At 73.6% G+C, this 18,592-nt stretch carries 18 protein-coding genes; 9 read left to right on the top strand and 9 right to left on the bottom strand.

All coding sequences use genetic code 11. The annotated features are described in order from the left end of the window. Nucleotides 1–8 precede the first annotated feature (8 nt). Entirely contained in the window at nucleotides 9–1,922 is a 1,914-nt protein-coding gene (locus ACIA8L_RS42975; RefSeq protein ID WP_395913903.1) for a putative bifunctional diguanylate cyclase/phosphodiesterase, read from the bottom strand. Nucleotides 1,923–2,002: 80 nt separating this feature from the next. After that, nucleotides 2,003–2,431 (bottom strand): YybH family protein, encoded by a 429-nt coding sequence (locus ACIA8L_RS42980; protein ID WP_395913905.1) that lies wholly within the window; start codon nucleotides 2,429–2,431, stop codon nucleotides 2,003–2,005. 89 nt (nucleotides 2,432–2,520) lie between these two features. Here ACIA8L_RS42980 and ACIA8L_RS42985 point away from each other — a divergent pair, with 89 nt between their 5' ends. Genes ACIA8L_RS42985 through ACIA8L_RS42995 form a run of 3 tightly spaced genes read left to right on the top strand, consistent with a single transcriptional unit; the run spans nucleotide 2,521 to nucleotide 5,295 of the window. Continuing rightward, a complete protein-coding gene (locus ACIA8L_RS42985; protein ID WP_395913907.1) occupies nucleotides 2,521–2,892 on the top strand; it encodes a YciI family protein in 372 nt (123 codons plus the stop codon). Then, nucleotides 2,880–4,118, top strand: a complete 1,239-nt coding sequence (locus ACIA8L_RS42990) for an RNA polymerase sigma factor (RefSeq protein ID WP_395913909.1) — start codon at nucleotides 2,880–2,882, stop codon at nucleotides 4,116–4,118. The genes ACIA8L_RS42985 and ACIA8L_RS42990 overlap by 13 nt, the downstream gene beginning before the upstream one ends. Beyond that, entirely contained in the window at nucleotides 4,108–5,295 is a 1,188-nt protein-coding gene (locus ACIA8L_RS42995; protein WP_395913911.1) for a low temperature requirement protein A, read from the top strand. The genes ACIA8L_RS42990 and ACIA8L_RS42995 overlap by 11 nt, the downstream gene beginning before the upstream one ends. A 762-nt stretch (nucleotides 5,296–6,057) precedes the next feature. Here the strand turns inward: ACIA8L_RS42995 and ACIA8L_RS43000 are convergent. From ACIA8L_RS43000 to ACIA8L_RS43025, 6 genes are all read right to left on the bottom strand, one after another. Beyond that, nucleotides 6,058–6,840, bottom strand: a complete 783-nt coding sequence (locus ACIA8L_RS43000; RefSeq protein ID WP_395913913.1) for a hypothetical protein — start codon at nucleotides 6,838–6,840, stop codon at nucleotides 6,058–6,060. Further along, nucleotides 6,837–8,420 (bottom strand): hypothetical protein, encoded by a 1,584-nt coding sequence (locus ACIA8L_RS43005; RefSeq protein ID WP_395913915.1) that lies wholly within the window; start codon nucleotides 8,418–8,420, stop codon nucleotides 6,837–6,839. The genes ACIA8L_RS43000 and ACIA8L_RS43005 overlap by 4 nt, the downstream gene beginning before the upstream one ends. Then, nucleotides 8,413–9,273: an ABC transporter ATP-binding protein gene (locus ACIA8L_RS43010; RefSeq protein ID WP_395913916.1), complete on the bottom strand. Its 861-nt coding sequence runs from the start codon at nucleotides 9,271–9,273 to the stop codon at nucleotides 8,413–8,415. The genes ACIA8L_RS43005 and ACIA8L_RS43010 overlap by 8 nt, the downstream gene beginning before the upstream one ends. After that, nucleotides 9,270–10,082 carry a hypothetical protein gene (locus ACIA8L_RS43015; RefSeq protein ID WP_395913918.1) on the bottom strand — a complete coding sequence of 271 codons (813 nt, stop codon included), beginning with the start codon at nucleotides 10,080–10,082 and terminating at the stop codon, nucleotides 9,270–9,272. Before ACIA8L_RS43015 ends, ACIA8L_RS43010 begins: the two co-directional genes overlap by 4 nt. After that, entirely contained in the window at nucleotides 10,079–10,618 is a 540-nt protein-coding gene (locus tag ACIA8L_RS43020) for an RNA polymerase sigma factor (RefSeq protein WP_395913920.1), read from the bottom strand. Before ACIA8L_RS43020 ends, ACIA8L_RS43015 begins: the two co-directional genes overlap by 4 nt. A gap of 139 nt (nucleotides 10,619–10,757) precedes the next feature. Next, entirely contained in the window at nucleotides 10,758–11,225 is a 468-nt protein-coding gene (locus tag ACIA8L_RS43025) for an Lrp/AsnC family transcriptional regulator (protein WP_395913922.1), read from the bottom strand. Between the two features lie 131 nt (nucleotides 11,226–11,356). On the opposite strand from ACIA8L_RS43025, the gene pdhA reads away from it, so the two are divergent. Genes pdhA through ACIA8L_RS43040 form a run of 3 tightly spaced genes read left to right on the top strand, consistent with a single transcriptional unit; the run spans nucleotide 11,357 to nucleotide 14,677 of the window. After that, a complete protein-coding gene (gene pdhA / locus ACIA8L_RS43030) occupies nucleotides 11,357–12,451 on the top strand; it encodes a pyruvate dehydrogenase (acetyl-transferring) E1 component subunit alpha (RefSeq protein WP_395913924.1) in 1,095 nt (364 codons plus the stop codon). Beyond that, nucleotides 12,448–13,464 (top strand): alpha-ketoacid dehydrogenase subunit beta, encoded by a 1,017-nt coding sequence (locus ACIA8L_RS43035; RefSeq protein ID WP_395913926.1) that lies wholly within the window; start codon nucleotides 12,448–12,450, stop codon nucleotides 13,462–13,464. Before pdhA ends, ACIA8L_RS43035 begins: the two co-directional genes overlap by 4 nt. A 1-nt stretch (nucleotide 13,465) precedes the next feature. Continuing rightward, entirely contained in the window at nucleotides 13,466–14,677 is a 1,212-nt protein-coding gene (locus tag ACIA8L_RS43040; protein WP_395913928.1) for a dihydrolipoamide acetyltransferase family protein, read from the top strand. A 3-nt stretch (nucleotides 14,678–14,680) separates the two neighbouring features. On the opposite strand, the gene ACIA8L_RS43045 is transcribed toward ACIA8L_RS43040, so the two are convergent. After that, nucleotides 14,681–16,117 carry an alpha/beta fold hydrolase gene (locus ACIA8L_RS43045; RefSeq protein WP_395913930.1) on the bottom strand — a complete coding sequence of 479 codons (1,437 nt, stop codon included), beginning with the start codon at nucleotides 16,115–16,117 and terminating at the stop codon, nucleotides 14,681–14,683. A gap of 121 nt (nucleotides 16,118–16,238) precedes the next feature. Between ACIA8L_RS43045 and ACIA8L_RS43050 the strand changes: the two genes are divergently transcribed. The 3 genes from ACIA8L_RS43050 to ACIA8L_RS43060 are packed head-to-tail and all read left to right on the top strand — an operon-like array spanning nucleotide 16,239 to nucleotide 18,472. After that, nucleotides 16,239–16,805, top strand: a complete 567-nt coding sequence (locus ACIA8L_RS43050; protein WP_395913932.1) for an RNA polymerase sigma factor — start codon at nucleotides 16,239–16,241, stop codon at nucleotides 16,803–16,805. After that, a complete protein-coding gene (locus ACIA8L_RS43055) occupies nucleotides 16,802–17,632 on the top strand; it encodes a hypothetical protein (RefSeq protein ID WP_395913934.1) in 831 nt (276 codons plus the stop codon). The genes ACIA8L_RS43050 and ACIA8L_RS43055 overlap by 4 nt, the downstream gene beginning before the upstream one ends. A 57-nt stretch (nucleotides 17,633–17,689) precedes the next feature. Then, nucleotides 17,690–18,472, top strand: coding sequence for a ceramidase domain-containing protein (locus ACIA8L_RS43060; RefSeq protein WP_395913935.1), 783 nt, complete (start codon nucleotides 17,690–17,692; stop codon nucleotides 18,470–18,472). Nucleotides 18,473–18,592 lie beyond the last annotated feature (120 nt).

The raw sequence follows: 18,592 nt of genomic DNA on the forward strand, positions 1-18,592 counted from the left end.
CGGGCCTTTCAGGTGGTCGACAGGAGCCGGGCCGGGCCGTGCGCGGTGGCCAGCCAGTCGTCGAAGGGGACGGGGATGCCGGTGCCGTACCCCTGCGCGTAGTCGACGCCGATCGCGTACAGCGCGTCGAGCACGACCGTGTCCTCGACGAACTCGGCGATGGTCTGCAGGCCCATCTCGTGGCTGATCCGGTTGACGGACTCGACCATGGCCCGGTCGACGCGGTCCGCGACGATCCCGCGCACGAAGGTACCGTCGATCTTCACGAAGTCGACCGGGAACTGCTTGAGGTAGGTGAAGCCCGACAGGCCGCTGCCGAAGTCGTCGAGGGCGAACCGGCAGCCGAGGTCGCGCAGTTCGGCGATGAACGCGACCGCGCGCCCTACGTCGCCGACGGCGACCGTCTCGGTCACCTCGAAGCAGATGACGTGCGGCGGGATGCGGTGCCGGGCGAGTTGCTCGCGGATGTAGTCGAGCAGCCGCGGGTCGCCGAGGGACGCGCCGGAGAGGTTGATCGAGAACGTCTCGCCGGCGCCGTACCGGGTGGCGAGCGGACCGGGTTCGCCGGTGCGGTACCGGGCCGCGAGCCTGGTCAGGGTCGCTCCGATGACCCAGCGGTCGATCGAGGTCATGAGGTTGTACCGCTCCGCCGCCGGCAGGAACACCCCGGGCCCGATGAGCCCGCCGTCCTCGCCGCGCAGCCGGACCAGCAGCTCCCCGAACGCCCCGGACGCGGCGCCGGCCCCGCCGACCGGCACGATCGGCTGGTAGTAGAGGACCAGGTCGTCACGGTTGATCGCGTTCATCAGCCGCTCGGCCCAGTGTGCCTGGTCGCGCTGCCATTCGAGCTGGTCGTCGCCGCTCGACACGACGTGCACGCGGTTGCGGCCGTGGTGTTTGGCGGCGTAGCAGGCGGCGTCCGCGGCCCGCATGGCGTCCTGGGGGTCGTCGGTGTCGGTGAACGCCGCGACGCCCGCGCTGACGCCGACGGAGAAGACGCGGCCCTGATACGGGAAGCGGTACCCGGCGACGGCCTTGCGGATGCGTTCGGCGACCGCGGTCCCGTGCTCGACGGTGCAGCTGGGCAGCAGGATGACGAACTCGTCGCCGCCGACGCGGGCGAGGACGTCGCCGCTGTGCAGCTGGTCGCGCATGAGGTCGGTGACCTGGCAGAGCAGCGTGTCGCCGGCCGCGTGCCCGCAGCTGTCGTTCACGATCTTGAACCGGTCCAGGTCGAGGCAGATAAGCGCGTGGGTGCCCGCGCCGACGGCGGCCAGCTGCCGGTCGAACTCCCGCCGGTTGAGCGCCCCGGTCAGGGGGTCGTGCCCGGCCTCGTACGCCAGCCGGGCCGCGATGCGCCGCTCGCCGTCCTGGGCCCGGTCGGCGAAGCTCCAGTTGACGACGGCCGCGGCGCCGGCGCCGGTGATGAACGCCGCGTGGACCAGGGCCCAGCGCACCGGGTGGTGCCAGGCGTCGGCGTGGCTGTACACGGTCTGCGGCCACAGCACGCCGACGACCGCGTGCTCGACCAGGACGAACCCGGCGGCCAGCAGGAAGACCCGCCACTCCTGGTAGAACGTGATCACGACGAGCATGACGAAGAAGTGGAAGTGCATCTCGATCATGCCGTGGCCGAACTGCACGAGCACGGCCGACGTCCCCATCAGCCCGAGCGTCGCCGCCGCGGCCCGCACGTTGCGCGAGAACACCGGCTGCCCGGCCGCCGCGAGGGCCACCAGCAGCGGGATCACCGCGAGGACGGCCTCGCCCGCGCCGACGTCGCGCACCAGCGCGAACCCGAACAGCCCGGCGATCTGGGCCGCGAGGATCCACAGGATCGCGCGGTGCCGGACCCACCACTCCCGCTCCGGCAGCGGCCGCCCGCTCGGCAGGAGCCGCGCAAGCCGCCGCAGTACGCTCATGCCCTGGTCATCGTCCACCGGAACGCGGCCCCGAACATCCGCAACCAAACCGCACCCGTGAGCGGCCGCGCCCGATCGGCTCAGCCGACCGGCGTCAGCCCCGTCGACGCGCGGAACGAGCCGTCCATCTCGAACGGTACCGACTCGTGCTCGTGCGTGATGAGCCACCGTCCGTCGATGCGGCGCAGACCCAGCGTCACCCGGAACCACATGCTGAAGCTCTCGGTCGCGCCGCGCGGCACCGCGGTCAGGCAGTCGAGACTGGTCGCGAACGCCACGTCACCGTCCGTGGTGATCTCCAGCCGGGTGACCTCCCGCCGCGGCGGGGCCGCGAACGTGGCGATCCAGTCCGCGAGCGGCGCCGGGTCGCGACCGTCGCCGGGCTGCTGCAGCGGCGGCGCCAGCGTGAACTCCACGAACGTGGGCGCGTAGTAGGACAGGATGGCCTCGGCGTCGCCCTGCTCCAGCCGGGCGGCCTTGCCCTCGATGACGTTCCTGATCTCATCCATGCCGGGATGTCGAAACCGACCGGCCCGGCTTCGACATACGGGCAACAGAGAATTTTCGACGTACGGGCAACAGAGGATGGAGCACAGTCGTGAAGTACCTGATCCTGATCCAGTCCAACCCGCAGTCCCTGGCCGTCTGGGAGACGCTCGACGACCAGCAGCGCGCCGACTTCGGCCGCGGCCACCTGCGGCTCACCGACGAGATGCGCGAGGCCGGCGTCCTGGTGGCCAGCGAGGGGCTCGGCGACCCCGCCCTCGCCACCCAGGTGTCGGTCCGCGACGGCCGGACGATCACCTCCGACGGGCCGTTCGCCGAGGTCAAGGAGCACCTGGCCGGCTTCTACCTGATCGACGTCGCCGACCTCGACGAGGCGGTGGCGTGGGCCGCGAAGGCCCCGGACGCCAGGTACACCCGGGTCGAGGTGCGGCCCGTGCTGGACATGAGCGCATGGGACCTGTGACCGGGCTGCCGGAGCTGCTGCGTGAGTGTGCGCCGCCAGTCCTGGCGGCCGTGGTTCGCCGCTACGGCGACTTCGAGGCCTGCGAGGACGCGGTCCAGGAGGCGCTGCTCGCGGCGGCCCGGCAGTGGCCGGAGACCGGGGTGCCGCAGCGGCCCCGGCACTGGCTGATCACGGTGGCCGCCCGGCGCCGGGTCGAGCTGCTGCGCAACGAGACCGCCCGGCGCCGGCGCGAGGAGGCCGTGCGGCACGAGCCGGCGCCGGAGGTCCGCGGCGACGACGAACTCGCGCTGCTGCTGCTCTGCTGCCATCCCGCGCTGAGCGTCCCGGCGCAGATCACCCTCACCCTGCGGGCCGTCGGCGGTCTCACGACGGCGGAGATCGCCCGGGCCCTGCTGCTGCCGGAGGCCACCGTCGGCCAGCGGATCAGCCGGGCCAAGCAGCGCATCCGCGACACCGGCACCAGGTTCGAGCTGCCCGCCCCGGCCGAGCTCGGCGACCGCCTCACGGCCGTCCGGCACGTCCTCTACCTGATCTTCAACGAGGGCTACACGGCCAGCTCCGGCGACACCCTCCATCGGGTGGAGCTGACCCGGGAGGCGATTCGTCTGACCCGGCAGCTGTACCGCCGCCGCCCCGACGACGGCGAGACCGCCGGACTCCTCGCGCTGATGCTGCTCACCGACGCCCGCCGCCCCGCCCGCACCGGCTCCGACGGCAGCCTGATCCCCCTGGCCGACCAGGACCGCGCCCGCTGGGACCGGACCGCCATCGACGAGGGTGTCGCCATCATCACCAGCACTCTGGCCCGCGCCCCGATCGGCCCGTTCCAGCTGCAGGCCGCGATCGCCGCGGTCCACGACGAGGCCGCCGCGGCCGCGGACACCGACTGGCCGCAGATCCTCGCCCTCTACGGCATGCTGCGCGCCCTGGCCCCGAGCCCGATGGTGACCCTGAACCGGATCGTGGCCCTGGCCATGGTCGACGGCCCGCACGTCGCCCTGGCCGCCCTCGAGGCGGCCGCGGCCGACCCGGTCCTGGCCCGCCACTACCGCACCGCCGCCGTCCGGGCCCACCTCCTGGAGCTGACCGGCGACCGGCCCGGGGCCCGGGAGCAGTACCGGCAGGCGGCCCGGCGCACACTCAGCCGCCCCGAGCAGCGCTACCTCGAGTCGCGGGCCGCGCATGGAACCGGGCCCGGCGGGGCATCGGTTGGGGATGGCCGATGAACCCGAGCGCCCGGCGCCCCTGGTCCGCCCCCCGGAGCTGCGAGTAGAGGGGGAACGGTCGGCGTCGCGGCTGGAGCTGTTCTTCGACCTCGCCTACCTCCTCGTCGTGGCCGAGCTGGCGACGGCGCTGGCCGAGGACCTCACGTGGGCGGGCGCGGCGGCGTTCGCGGGCCTGTTCACGGTCACGTGGTGGTCGTGGGTCACGACGACGCTGTACGCCAACCGGTTCGACACCAACGACGTCATCTACCGCCTGGCGAAGCTCGGCACGGCGGCGGCCGTGGTCGGGATGGCGGCCAGCGCGCGCGACGCGGTCGGCGGGAAGGCGGTCACGTTCGCGCTCTGCTACCTGGGCACGAGGCTGCTGCTCCTGGCCCTGTACGCCCGCGCCTACCGGCACGTCGCCGACGCCCGCGCCACGATCCGCATCTACCTGGCCGGCGTCGGCGCCGGCGCGGCCCTGTGGGCGGCCTCGATCGCCGTCGAGGGCCCTGCCCGCTACGCGTTGTGGGCGGCCGGCATCGTCGCGGAAGCGGTTGCCCCGATCCTGGCGACACGATTCGGCGGCGGGGTACCGCTGCACGTCGAGCACCTCCCCGAACGCTTCGGCCTGTTCGTCATGCTGGTGCTGGGCGAGTCCATCATGTCCCTGGCCGCGGGCATCCACGAGACCGACTGGCACGCGGAGGCCCTCTGGCCGGCCGCGATCGCGTTCCTGGCCATCGCCGCCACCTGGTGGAACTACTTCGACCTGGGCGGCGCCGCGGGCAAGCGCCGCCTGGAGTCCGACGGCGACGAGCAGGAGAGCTGGGTCCCGGACGCCTACATCTACGGCCACCTGCCGCTGACGCTGGGCTTGGCCGTGTTCGCGGTGGGTGTCGAGGAGTACATCGTCCACCCCGGGGACGGCGCCCCGTGGGCGCTGCACGGCGGCATGGGTCTGTTCCTGGCCGGTACCGCCGCCGTGGTGGCCGGCACCAACGGCCACTGGCGCGCCGCGTGGCCCTGGCCGGCCGCCGCCTTGCCGGTCGTGGCCGCGGTGGGTGTCATCGACGGCGCCGCCGGCGTGCTACCACCGCCGATAGCGTTGGGCCTGACCGGCGCGGTGGTCGTGGCCACGGTCCTGGCCGGCATCCGGCAGCAACGCCGAGGCCGGCTCCAGACCGCCGAGACCTGACGCCGTGGACCGGCCGCGGACGTGCCGGCCAGACATCCATGCGGCGTCGCGGAAACGAACCACGGTCGAGTGCTCGGTCGTCGCTCCTGCAGCCACCAGCTCTCCAGCAGCGCTTCACCATCGGCAGCCGCTGCGGCCGGAACTCGGCCCGGCCAGGCACTGAGCCCTGTGGTTGCCGAAACGGGATGTGAGACGCCTTGTCGGCCTTGAGGTGCTGGGCGCCCGCGCGACACTCGCGCCGGAGCTGCCGGCGGCGGCCGAGGACATCGCACGGCGCGCAACCGGACGGCAGGTAGCCGGCGTCGCGCGCTTCGCGGCCATGCGTGCGCGCCTTGCTTGATCACCCTGCGCGGGCCGACAACCGGGTTCAGCAGTCGCCGTCCCGATACCGCCGAGTCGCCTCCGCGGTACGCTTCGGTGCCATGCCACCGCCGACGCCCGGTTCGCCGCAGCGGTCCGCGCTCGTGCACGTCGTCGACCGCACGCACGGTGGGAATCTTGTGCAAGGCCGATACGTTCTCACCCGCTTCCACGCTTTCCCGATCATGGTGCGCCGGCCCGAGCGCGGCACGATGACCGCCGAGCAGCAGTGCGGTGCGTGCGGCGAGGTCCTGCCGCTGCGCGTAGTCAGCGCCGGGCGGCGGGCGCTGGTGCGGGCGGTCGCGGTGGTTATCGGGGCCTCGGCGCTCATCGGTGACCCGCGACGTCGGCGAACCCGCTGCCACGCGCCCGGGAACCTGCACCGCAGCGGGCCGGTGGGCGTCAACTCCCCCTGCGATCCACGTTATCGCCGACGACGTCCTCGAGGGCCGGGTCTCCAGGCATCGGGTCGGCATCGGCAGCATGGCGGCCGGTTGCCGAGGCCGGCAGGATGGTCCGAGTCGCGGCCCACGCGTCACGATCGAGACTGCAAGCCACAACGACGGCCGCCACGAGCAGGGCCAGGAGCGCTCCCCACCGCCCGTGCACACTCCCCCACGTGGCGGCGGGAGCTGAGGCCGCGACCACCATCGGCGGCGCGACCGGCGCCACCGCCACGGCCAGCACCAGCCCCAGCGAAGCCGGCGCGGCGACGGGCCCGCCGACCCCGCGAGCCGTGATCCGCCAGCTCAAGGCCCCGGCCGCCAACGCCAGCGCCCCGACGGTAGCCACCTCCAGCGTCAGCCCGGGCACCGGCAGCCGCAGCCCACCAGCGCGAGCAGCGCCCGCATAGGTGACGCCGAGCGCCGCCGCCCACCAGCCGCCGAACACCGCGAGCCCGGCCACGCCCCGGATCGCGGCCGGGAGCCACCGGGGCGCCGGCACGGCCACCGTGGACGGCTTGGCCGGGTCGTCGAACACGAACGCCAGCCCGAGCGCTCCGCAGACGGCGGCGAGCCGCAGCAGATTCGCGTGGTCGTCGGGGCGAAGCGAGAACTCCGTCGCGACCCCGAGCACCGCCGGCACCAGCACGACCAGCAACGCCACCCCGAGGGCCCCGCCGAGCGGCCGGAACCGCATGGCCCGCACGGTGGGCCACACCAGCGCTCGGACCAGAGTGGTCACCCCGCGCACGTGGGACGCTCCTCAACCGGCCCGGCCGCCGCGACCGGGATGTCGAGCAGCTCCCCGAACCGCTCGAGCGGCGTGTCCGCCGAGGCGAGCTCGTCCCAGTGCGCCCGCACGACCGCGGCGACCGCACCGGCCGGCCGCTCGAGCAACGCCAGCCCGGCCGCCGCGTCCCGGTCCGGCACCGCAACGGACGTCAGCAGGCTCTCGTCGAAGAACGAAACCGCACCCCAGGAGCTGGCATCGAGGTCCCGCAGCCCCCGCCCCGCTCCCGGCGTGGCCTGCCCGACAAGCCAGATCAGCAGCGCCCCGCGGGCCCCGCACACCGGCGACTGGGAGGCGACCGCGGTGCCGGTCAGCACCCGGAAGGCGACGGCCGCCGCGAACGAGGCCGCGTCGGCGTCCGAGCCCCAGGACGTGCCCAGCATGACCGCTTCCGGATGGCCGGCGGCGGTGTCGGCCTGCCGCCAGGCCGCGATCCGGGCCTCGTCCTCGGCCCCGCTGGACGTGTAGGACCCGCCGGCGTCCGGCCGGCCGGTGAGCCAGACCCGCTGCCGCACGGCCAGCGCCGGCCCCGCCACGGTCGGCGCGACCCGCAGCACCCCGCGGACCACCTCGTCCCAGTACGGCACCCACGCCGACAACTCCCCGAGCGCGCAATACTCCACCCCGTCGCGGACCCGGCACGACTCGACCGGCGCCGGGTCGCGGGTCACGTCGGCCCGCAGCCGCTCCACCGCCGGGTCCCCGCGGAACTGCACCGCCCCGGCTCCCACGGCGACGACGACCGCGACGGCGAGCGGCACCAGCGTCCGGCGCGCCCCGGCCCGGCCGAGGGTCACCGCGACGAGGACGCCGATCAGCCCCAGCACGTACAGCAGGTGCCATCCCGGCGCTCGCTCCACCAGCGCCGCCGGCAGCGAGTAGCCGCGCCCCTCCGGCGTGACCGGCGTCAGCCGCAGCACCCACGGCCGCCCCTCCGCCCCGGCGATCAGCGCCGCCAGCATGGCGACCGCCAGCACGACGGTCACGAGGGGCGCGATGACGGCCGACCGCACCGTGACGGCCAGCAGCACCCCGACCGCGCCGAACAGCACGATCACGGCCGGCACGAGCGCCACCTCGGCCGGGTCGGGCCGGCCGACGGCGCCGGGCCGCAGCGCGAGGACGCCGAGGCGCGCACCGACGACCGCGGTCGCCACGGCCGCGTAGGGCACCAGCGCCAGCAGCACCGCCCCGGCCCGCCACGGCGCCGGCAGGACGAGGGTCCCGTACAGCTCGTCAGTCCGGTGCCGGTGTGCCCGCAGCGCCGCCAGGTTGGCCACCGCGAGTGCTCCGCTGCCGAGGGCGAACATGGCGAGGACCTCGAGGTCGACGACGGCGTCGTGCAGCACCGCGAAGGGCCCGGTGCCGCCGGCGGCGACGGAGTAGATCCACGGGGCCAGGAACAGCAGCAGCGCCGCGATCGTCAGCGGGTGGCGCACGAACCGGATCGACTCGACCCGCACGAGGGCCCGCATCGCCCGCCGGTGCGAGACCCGCGCGTCGACCGGCGCCGGGGTCAGCAGCTCAGTCATGGGCGTCGACCAGCGTCAGGTAGCCGTCCTCGATGGTCGGCGCCAGCAGCTCCGCGCCGGCCGGCGGGTCGCCGACGTGCCGGAAGTGCCCGGTCCCGGTCCGCCAGGAGGCGAGGGCGGCCGGTTCGCGGGTCCCGCTGGTCCACACCCGCCCCTCGGCCAGCGCGGCCAGGCCCGCCGGTGGGCCGCTGAACCGGACCCGGCCGCGGTCGATGACGATCACGTCGCGGCACAGCGACATCACGTCCTCGGTCTGGTGGGTGGAGAGCAGCACCACCCGCCGCTCCCCCAGGTCGGCGAACAGCTCCCGGAACCGCATCCGCTGCTGCGGGTCGAGCCCGACCGTCGGCTCGTCGAGGATCAGCAGCTCGGGGTCGCCGACCAGGGCCGCGGCCAGCGCGACCCGCTGCCGCATCCCGCCGGACAGGGTCCGGATCCGGGCCCGGCGGTGCTCGTCGAGTCCGACCGCGGCCAGGACCCGGCGCACCTCGGCGTGGCGGGGCCGCCGGTCGGTGAGCTCCTTGAGGATGGCCACGTAGTCGACGAACTCGAACGCGGTGAACCCGAGGTGGAAGCCCGGGTCCTGGGGCAGGTAGCCGAGCCGGCGCCGCACCGCGAGCCGCCCCGGCCCGGTCAGCGGGTCGTGGCCGAGCACCCGCAGCGCGCCCGCGCCGGGCGTGACCGCGGTGGCGAGGATCCGCAGCAGCGTGGTCTTGCCGGCGCCGTTGGGCCCGAGCAGCCCGGTGACGCCGGGGCCGAGCTCGATCGACACGTCGTCGAGGGCGGTGGTGCGCCCGTATCGCAGTGTCAGCCCCCGTCCACTGACGGCGACGGCGGTGCTGGTGGTGGTCAACGGGTCCTCCTCGGGAAGAAGCGCGCCGGGTCGAGCCCCCGGGCCCGGTGGGCGAGCAGCGCGAACGCGACGGCGGCGGCCACGGCGCTGGTCACCTGCCCGGCGGCGGTGAACGGCGCGTTGTAGGTGAGCCCGACCAGCAGCGTCCAGCCGGCCGCGACCGCGACGGCCGCGGACGTCATGCCGAACCGGGTGGCGAGCAGCAGGGCCAGGACCGTCAGCGCGAGCGACGGCAGGAACCAGGCGGCCGCGGCCAGGCTCAGATCGGGCAGGGTCAGGCAGGCCAGGGTGCACAGCGCGGCGGTGGCCGCGACGACCGCGACGACCCGCAGGAACAGCAGCCGCAGCGCGTCGATCGGCGCGACGAGGCCCATCTCGTAGGTCGGGTCGAGCCCGGGCCCGAACGACACGGCGACGCTCAGCAGCGGCAGCATCGGGGCCGCGCCCAGGAACACCATCGGCTCCGCGACCCAGGCCAACGACACGGTCAGGATCAGGGTCAGGGCGATCGCGCCGAGCCACGACAGGCGCAGCGCGGGGGTGGCGACGAGCAGCCGGGCGGTGTGCTCGGGCACCCCGGCCCAGCCGAGGAGCCGCTCGACCGGGCCGGGTCGGGGCGCGTCGAGGGCGGCGTCGAGAGCGGCCCAGCCGTCGCCGAGCAGGGCCGGCTCGGCGAGGCCGGTGAGCTGCTCCCGGCAGGCGGGGCAGGCGACGAGATGGGATTCGACGGACCACAGCAGCGGCGGCCCGCACCTTCCGGCGGCGTAGAGCCGCAGGTCATCGGTGGTCACGTGCCATGACGACGTCATGTCAGCTCCTGGCGAAGTTGCCGGCGGGCCCGCTGGGACCGGGTCTTGACCGTGCCGGGTGGGATGCCGAGCAGCGCGGCGGTCTCGGCGGTGCTGAGCCCGTCGACGACGGTGGCCTGCACGACGGCCCGCAGCTCGGGTGAGAGCCGCGCCAGGGCACCGGCAAGGTCACCGTGCTCGACGCGGGCGAGGACAACCTCCTCGGCCGACGGCTCGTCCCGCCCGCGCAGCCGCGCGAGGAGCCGGGTCAGCCGGTGCTGCGACCCGTGGCCGCGCATGGCGTCGACGAGCCGGCGGGCCCCGATCCGCCACAGCCAGCCGGCGACGTCACCGTCGTGGCGATAGCGCGCGGCGCCGCGCCACACGTCCAGGAACGTCTCCTGCACCACGTCGTCGACGATCGTGGGGTCGGCGCAGCGATATCGCAGCCGCATGGTCAGCCAGACCCCGTGCCGCCGGTAGAAGACCTCGAACGCCGCCCGGTCGCCGGCCGCCACCAGCCCGAGCAGATCGAGATCTCCCGTTTCTTCCCTCACACACCCTCATCGGAACGACCGCCCCGACCGGTTCACACAAACCCGAACAACTTCAATCGAAAATCAACACGAGCCGCTGACGACCAAGAACCAAAGACGGCCAAGACGGCCAAGACGACCAAGAACCAAAAGGGACACGTCAATCGGAAGCCCACATCGACGCGTACGACGACGGCTCAGCCTCCTCGAAGACCAGCAACGTCCGAGTGTTCACCACCCCCGCCATCCCCTGAATCACATCCAGCACAAGCCGCCGCAGATGCTCGTTGTCCCGCGCCCGCACCAGCAGAATCGCGTCGAACTCCCCGCCGACCAGCGCGATGTGCACCACCCCGGGCAGGGCGCGCAGCTGCGGCGCCACAGTACGCCACTCGGCCTGCCGCAGCGTCACCGTCACGTAGGCGGAGGTTCCCATCCCGGCCGCCACGTGATCGACGTCGGCCCGGAACCCCCGGATGACGTTGGCGTCCCGCAGCCGCTGCACCCGCGCATACGCGTTGGCGCGCGAGATGTGCAGCCGCTCCGCCAGGGTGCGCATCGACATGCGGCCGTCGTCCGAGAGCGCGGCCAGGATCCGCCGATCGATGTCGTCCAGCGAGACGACCACCTGTCCACCGCCTTCCGCCCCGAAGCCCGAGAGCCCGGACAAATGGCTCTCTGAACCAGTACCGAAGCCAACATCTTCTCGGATTTTCCCGCAGTGTGGAACACGATTGGCGCAGCGCCCAGGATTGCGGCATGACACGTGACCCCAGTCACCTGCTGCCGTCCGCCGAGCCGATCACCCTCGTCGACGCGAACGGCCAGGCCGTGGACGATCCGGACCAGAAGCGCCCGGACGACTCCACGCTGCTGCGAGCCCTGCGCGCGATGATCGTCGCCCGCCGGCTCAACGACCAGGCCTACGCGCTGGTCCGCCAGGGGCGGCTGGCCGTGTACCCGTCCTCGCACGGCCAGGAGGCCTGCCAGGTGGCCGCGGCGCAGGTGCTCGCCGCGGACGACTGGCTGTTTCCGACCTACCGCGACACGGCCGCCGTCGCCGAGAAGGGCGTCGATCCGGTCGAGGCGTTGAGCCTGCTCAAAGGCGACTGGCACTGCGGGTACGACCCGTACGAGGACCATGTGGCACCGCATGCGACACCGCTGGCCACGCAGCTGCCGCACGCCGTCGGTGTCGCGGTCGCGGCCCGGCTCAAGCAGGAGCCGACGGTGGTCCTGGCCATGTGCGGGGACGGCGGCACCAGCGAGGGCGACTTCCACGAGGCACTGAACTTCGCCGCCGTGTTCCAGGCGCCCGTCGTGTTCTTCGTGCAGAACAACAAGTACGCCATCAGCGTCCCGTTGTCCCGGCAGACGGCCGCGCCGACCCTCGCGCACAAGGGAATCGGCTACGGCGTGCCCGGTGAGCAGGTCGACGGCAACGACATCGCCGCCCTCCTGGCGGTGCTCGGCGCGGCGGTCGACCGGGCCCGCGACGGCGGCGGCCCGCAGCTGGTCGAGGCGCACACGTACCGCATGCAGGCGCACACCAACGCCGACGACGCCCAGCGGTACCGCGACGACGCCGAGGTCGCCGAGTGGGCCCACCGCGACCCGATCACCCGCCTCGAGACGTACCTGCGCGACCGCGGCGTGCTGACCGCGGAGCACACAACCCAGTTCACCGCGGACGCCGAGCGGGTCGCCGACCACCTCCGGGCGGGCATCAACCGCGACGTGGAGCCGAACCCGGCCGACCTGTTCGGCTACGTCTACGCCACCCCCACCACCCAGCTGCGCGAGCAGGCCGCGATGGTCGCCGACGAGCTGGCCCGCGAAGGGGCCACCCGATGACCACCACGCAGGAGCAACCGACGGCGACCGCCACGCACGAGAAGCTGTCGATGGCGCAGGCCCTCAACCGGGCGCTGCGCGACGCGCTGGCCGAGGACCCTACGGTCGTGGTGTTCGGCGAGGACGTCGGCGCGCTCGGCGGCGTCTTCCGGATCACCGACGGCCTGACCGCCGACTTCGGCGAGACCCGCTGCTTCGACACCCCGCTCGCCGAGTCGGGCATCGTCGGCATGGCCGTCGGGATGGCGATGAACGGCCTCAGGCCCGTCGTCGAGCTGCAGTTCGACGCGTTCGCCTATCCGGCGTTCGAGCAGATCGTCAGCCACGTGGCGAAAATGCGCAATCGGACAAAAGGCAAAGTGCGGCTTCCGATGGTACTGCGTGTGCCGTACGCCGGTGGCATCGGCGGCGTCGAGCACCACTGCGACTCCTCCGAGGCCTACTACGCCCATACGCCGGGCCTGCACGTGGTCACGCCGGCCACCCCCGCCGACGCGTACGCGCTGCTGCGAGCGGCGATCTCGTCCGACGACCCGGTCGTGTTCATGGAGCCGAAGAAGCTGTACTGGAGCAAGGAGGAGGTCCAGCTCCCTGCTGATGTCCCCGGGATCGGCCGAGCGGTGATCCGCCGCGAGGGCACCGATGCCACGCTCATCGCCTACGGCCCGTCCGTCCCGGTCGCCCTGGAGGCCGCCGCGGCCGCCGCCCAGGAGGGCCGCAGCCTGCAGGTGGTGGACCTGCGCTCGATCGTCCCGTTCGACGACGAGACCGTGTGCGACGCCGTCCGCCGGACCGGCCGCGCCGTGGTGGTGGCCGAGGCCGCCGGCTTCGCCAGTGTGGCCTCCGAGATCGCCGCTCGCGTGAGCGAGCGCTGCTTCCACTCCCTGGCCGCGCCGGTCCGCCGCGTGACGGGCCTGGACATCCCCTACCCGCCGCCGAAGCTCGAGCACTTCCAGCTCCCGGGCGTGGACCGGGTGCTCGACGCCGTCGACGACCTGCAGTGGGAGCAGTGAGATGACCGCACAGACCTTCCTCCTGCCCGACCTGGGCGAGGGCCTGACGGAGGCGGAGCTGGTCCGCTGGCTGGTGACCGAGGGCGAGCAGGTGGCGGTCGACCAGAGCATCGCCGAGGTCGAAACCGCCAAAGCGTTGGTGGAGGTACCGTCGCCATACGCCGGCCGCGTCGCGACCCTGCACGCGAGGCCCGGCGAGACGGTGGGCGTCGGCCGGCCCCTGATCACCGTGGAGCACCCGGCCGCCGCGACCTACCGCGAGGAGGAGCAGGCCGGCTCCGGCAACGTCCTGATCGGCTACGGCACCGCCGAGCCGGCGACAACCGGCCGCAGACGCCGCCCGCGCACGACCGCTCCGGCCCCGGCCCCCGCGGTCAAACGCCCGCCCGCCACCGCCCCGCTGGTCATGTCGCCCCTGGTCCGCAACCTCGCGAAGACCAACGGGGTCAACCTGCACGAGGTCGACCCCACGGGCCCAGGCGGCGTCATCACCAGGGCCGACGTCGAACGGGCGGCCCAACCGCCGACGCCCGCCGGCGAGCACCGCATCCCGATGACCGGCTTGCGCAAGGCCGTGAGCACCGCGCTCACCCGCAGCCGCCAGGAGATCCCCGAGGCCACCGTCTGGGTGGACGTGGACGCCACGCCGCTGTGGCAGCTCCGCGAGAGCACCGCCGCGGGCCCGGGCCTGCTCGCCTACATCGCCAGGTTCGTGGTGGCCGGCCTGCGGCAGTACCCGGTCCTGAACGCCCGCATCGACACCGCCCGCCAGGAGATCGTCACGACCGACCGCATCAACCTGGGCATCGCCGTCCAGGGCGACCGCGGCCTGGTCGTCCCCGCGGTCATCGGCGCCGAGTCGATGACGACGGCCGACCTGGACCGGGAGATCCGCCGCCTGACCGCCGCCGCCAGGGAGGGCCGCACCACACCGCAGGAACAGTCGGCGGGCACGTTCACCCTCAACAACTACGGCGCGTTCCGCGTCGACGGCTCGGCCGCCATCATCAACCACCCCCAGGTCGCCATCCTGGGCGTGGGCCGCATCATGGACCGCCCCTGGGTCGTGGACGGCGAGCTGTGCGTCCGCAAGATAACCCAGCTGAGCTTCGTCTTCGACCACCGGGTCTGCGACGGCGGCACCGCGGCCGGCTTCATCCGCGCCGTCGCCGACGCGATGGAGAACCCGGCCTCCATCATCGCGAAGCTGTAACCGCTATCGGCCGAGGACCGGCAGGACCACGGCCACCGGCCAGGCCACGGTCAGGGCGCCGGCCGCGACCGTCCGCCACCGCGGGCGGCCCGCGGCCGCGCCGACCGCGAAGTGCAGCGCGAGCAGGACCATCACCAGCGGCGAGATGATGGCCAGGAAGCCCGGTGCGAGCCCGGCCAGCGACGCCGCCGGCATCGGCAGGCACAGGGCGAGCACCGCGGCGTAGCTCCACGGCGGCCCGAGCAGCGCGTGCGCCCCGATGAGGAGGCCCGCGACGGCGAGGCCGAGCAGGGCGATGACCCACCAGTCCGGCCCGTGCGGCGCCACGTCCGTCAGTCCGAAGTGGACAGGCAGGACCACGGCGGCGAGCGCGACCACCGCGAGCAGGGCGGCACCACCGACCGACGGGAGCGAGGGCCGAGCCGGGCGGGCCGGCCGGTGCACCAGCTGCGCCGCCGCGCCGAGCACCACCCCGCACCCGGCGAAGTACCCGGTCAGATACCCGGTCACGGTGTTCGGCAGCAGGTAGGCGAGGCCGACCCCGACCACCTCCCCCGCGATCGGCGCCACCACCACCGCGCCGAGCCGCAGGCCGAGCCGCTCCCGGCGGCCCGGCACCCGGTCCGGCGACACCCGGCCGGACCCGGTCCGCCGCCGGAGCACCAGCAGCGCACCGGTGACGATCAGCAGCCCGCCGGCCAGGCTCAGGATTCCCGGCAGCAGCCGGTCCTTGGCCGCGATGACCGACCGCTCCGGCCGATGGTGCAAGGCCCGGTCCAGCCACTGCGCGGTCTCGTGGTGCGTACGGTCCGCGAACAGCACCCCGATGTGTTCGACCAGCGGCACCGCGACGACCCGTTCGGCACCCATCGCCCGCTCGGTCGCGCCGATCCCGGCGGGCTCGAACGCGCCGTACATCCCGAGCAGGTGCCGCGGCCCGGGCCGCAGCGCCGCCGAAGCGTCGTCCCCGATGGAGATGGCCACGGTCGCCGCGATCGTCTGATCAGCGGCACCGGCCCGCACCACGGCGGCCGCGCCCATCGAGTGCCCGACCAGCGCGACCCGGTCCGGGTCGGCGTCCGCAAGCCCCCGCGCGAACCGGATCACCGCGGCCAGGTCCCGGTCGAGGGCCTCCTGGGTGAGCCGCTCCGGGTTGGCGCCGTGCCCGGCCAGATCGGGCAGCGCGACCAGATACCCCCGCCGGGCCAGGGTGTCCGCGAACGGCCGCATGAGCCGCCCCGACCCGGCGTAGCCGTGCACGACCACCACCACCGGCCGCGCCACCCCGCCGGAGCCCGGCTCAGAACGAACCAGCCGCACCGGTACCGCCCCCACGCGCGCCGACTCGACCCGCAGCCCGTCATCGACGCTCGCAAATCCGATCAGGCCGCCCGCGAGGAGCACGAAACCGAGCACCACCATCAGCCGCGCCTTCAGCATGCGCGGTACGTTACGCGGACGCCGCAGGCGCAGCGACCGCCCCGCCCGTCCAGTGCAGTGCATTGCCGCAGGGCTGCAACAGCGTGCGGCGGGCCGGCAATAGTAGGGTGTGACGGTCCAGATGAGCTCCACCGACCAGGAGCTGTGGTCGGCGACGGCAGCCGGTGATGCGGCGGCCTTCGCCGTGCTGTTCAACCGCTACGCGCGAGCCGTGTACAACCACGCGTTCAAGCTCACGGGCTCCTGGTCGCTCGCCGAGGATGTCACGCAGGCGGCATTCCTGGTCGCGTGGCGCCGGCGCGCGGATGCCCGCCTGGTCGACGGCTCGGCGCTGCCCTGGCTGCTCGTGGTCACCGCCAACACGGCCCGCACCGAGTCCCGCTCCGCCCGGCGCTGGCTCGCGCTGCTGCGCCGGCTTCCGGCCGAGCCCGACACCGGCGCCGATCTGTCCGACGAGGTCGCGGCCCGCGTCGACGACGAACGGCGGATGCGCGGGATCCTGGCCGCCGTGCGCCGGCTGCCGCGGGCCGAGCGGGAGGCGGTCGCATTGTGCGTGTGGTCCGGCGTGTCGTATGCCGACGCCGCCGCCGTCCTCGGCATCAGCGAGACCGGGATCCGTTCCCGGGTCAGCCGGGCTCGCGCCCGGCTCGCCCGCCAGCTGTCCGACGACACCGCGGAGGATCGATGAACGACCTGTTCACTCCACCGGCGGGGCGGGACCTCCCGCCCGGCCGCGCGGAACAGATGCGCGCCGAGCTGCTCGCCGACATCACCGGCCCGGCCCGTCCGGCGCGGCCCGTGCGCGGTCGTGTCGGTGTCGGGCTCGTCCTGGCCGGTGTCGTCGCGGTGGCCGCGACCGGGGTGTCGGCGTGGTCCGGCCGGGGTGGTGAACAACTGCTGGCCCTCGGCCCCGACGAGATGTCGCCGACGCTGCGGGCCGCGGCCGAGCGGTGCCTCCTCGAAGGCCAGGACATGCACCCCCGGCCGCTGGTGGCCAGTGCCGACCTGGCCGTGGGGGCCGAGCGGGCCGACCACGTCGCGCTGCTGTTCCTCTCCGAGCACCACTATTTCGCCTGCGACGAGTGGGACCCGCCGGGCGAGAGCCGATCCATGAGCCTGGCCGCCGACACGGACGGGCCGGCCTGGCACCACGACTGGCTGCCAGGGCCGGTTGACCGGCTGCTGCTGACCTCGACCGAACGCGACGGCGGCGACGTGGTCGTCATCGGGCGGGTCAGCGCACGGGTGCACCAGCTGGTGCTCGATCACGGCGACGGCCGGAAGACGGTTGCGCGCATCGCCGACGGCGCCTTCGGGATCATCGCCCAGGGCGACATCCACGAGGCCGACCACCCAGCACTGGTCAGCTACGACAGCGCCGGCCGCGAGATCGACCGCCGCCCACTGTTTGTCCCCTTCGACCGGCTCGGCCGGTGCTACGTCGACCCGGAAGGAACCATCGTCTACGGCACACCAGGCCCCGCGTGCCGGCCGGCGGAACCCTGGACCCGCTGAACTGCGGCGCGCATCGCCACGGTCGCGCGGTAAGCCGGCCGGTTACGCTACGACGTCGTGGAAGACCGCGCGCATCGCCGCACCGCACGCATCGCCGCCGGCGCTACGGCCGTCCTGTCGTGCGGGCTGCTGGCCCTGGCGATCGCCCGGGGCTGGCTGGGGCCGGACGTCGGGCGCGGCGGCAATTTCTGTGAGGCGGCCCGACCGGGGCTGATCCGGCAGCCGGCCAATACGTTCAGCAATCTCGGCTTCGTCATCGCCGGGCTGCTCATCGCCTGGCGCACGGTGCCGACGCCCGTCAAGGCGCCGATGGCGGGCATTGTCGTGCTGCTCGGGCCGGCCAGCGCGGCAATGCACGCCACCCAGTCGGCGGCCGGTGGGGCGCTCGACATGCTCAGCATGTATCTCATCGCCGCATTCGCCGTGTCCTACGCCGTCATGCGCTGGTTCGGCCAAGGGTACGCACTGTTCGCGGGCGTATTCGTCGGCTGCGTCGCCGGGTGTGCACTGGCCGGGCTCTACACCGCGCCGATCCCCGTTGTCATGTATGCGGGGAACGTCGCCTTCGGCGTCCTGCTCATCACCGCCGTGGCCCTCGAGGTCGCCATCATCCGGCGACGGCGGACCACGAGCCGGCCTTTGTACGCCTACGCCTCCATCGCCGCAATGCTGCTCGCGTTCGCCATCTGGAACGTCACGAACCATGGCCTCTGCGCGCCCCATTCCCTGCTCCAGGGGCACGCCGTATGGCACCTGTTGAGTGCCGTCGCCGCGTATTTGCTGTACCGGTACTACGAAAGCGAGGTGAACACAAATCCGGTAACGCGGCCGGAACATTGAAGACAGTGACTTGTTGCAGCGGGGTGGTTCGGCGGTCACGCCGTGTTCATCTGCTGTCAGCCCGGAACATGGACATTCCACCGGAGTGGGCACAACCGACGCGGGGCGGCCACTGAGCAC

Origin of the sequence: Dactylosporangium sp. NPDC051541, assembly GCF_044454505.1 — a bacterium.
Classification (GTDB): domain Bacteria; phylum Actinomycetota; class Actinomycetes; order Mycobacteriales; family Micromonosporaceae; genus Dactylosporangium.

Excerpts from the sequence above, each read along its gene's own strand:
- ACIA8L_RS43040 (WP_395913928.1), top strand. The coding sequence starts at position 13,466 with ATGACCGCACAGACCTTCCTCCTGCCCGACCTGGGCGAGGGCCTGACG.
- ACIA8L_RS43055 (WP_395913934.1), top strand. The coding sequence starts at position 16,802 with ATGAACGACCTGTTCACTCCACCGGCGGGGCGGGACCTCCCGCCCGGC.
- ACIA8L_RS42980 (WP_395913905.1), bottom strand. The coding sequence starts at position 2,431 with ATGGATGAGATCAGGAACGTCATCGAGGGCAAGGCCGCCCGGCTGGAG.
- ACIA8L_RS42995 (WP_395913911.1), top strand. The coding sequence starts at position 4,108 with ATGGCCGATGAACCCGAGCGCCCGGCGCCCCTGGTCCGCCCCCCGGAG.
- ACIA8L_RS43015 (WP_395913918.1), bottom strand. The coding sequence starts at position 10,082 with ATGACGTCGTCATGGCACGTGACCACCGATGACCTGCGGCTCTACGCC.
- ACIA8L_RS43045 (WP_395913930.1), bottom strand. The coding sequence starts at position 16,117 with ATGCTGAAGGCGCGGCTGATGGTGGTGCTCGGTTTCGTGCTCCTCGCG.
- ACIA8L_RS43035 (WP_395913926.1), top strand. The coding sequence starts at position 12,448 with ATGACCACCACGCAGGAGCAACCGACGGCGACCGCCACGCACGAGAAG.
- ACIA8L_RS42975 (WP_395913903.1), bottom strand. The coding sequence starts at position 1,922 with ATGAGCGTACTGCGGCGGCTTGCGCGGCTCCTGCCGAGCGGGCGGCCG.
- ACIA8L_RS43050 (WP_395913932.1), top strand. The coding sequence starts at position 16,239 with ATGAGCTCCACCGACCAGGAGCTGTGGTCGGCGACGGCAGCCGGTGAT.
- ACIA8L_RS43005 (WP_395913915.1), bottom strand. The coding sequence starts at position 8,420 with ATGACTGAGCTGCTGACCCCGGCGCCGGTCGACGCGCGGGTCTCGCAC.
- pdhA (WP_395913924.1), top strand. The coding sequence starts at position 11,357 with ATGACACGTGACCCCAGTCACCTGCTGCCGTCCGCCGAGCCGATCACC.
- ACIA8L_RS42990 (WP_395913909.1), top strand. The coding sequence starts at position 2,880 with ATGGGACCTGTGACCGGGCTGCCGGAGCTGCTGCGTGAGTGTGCGCCG.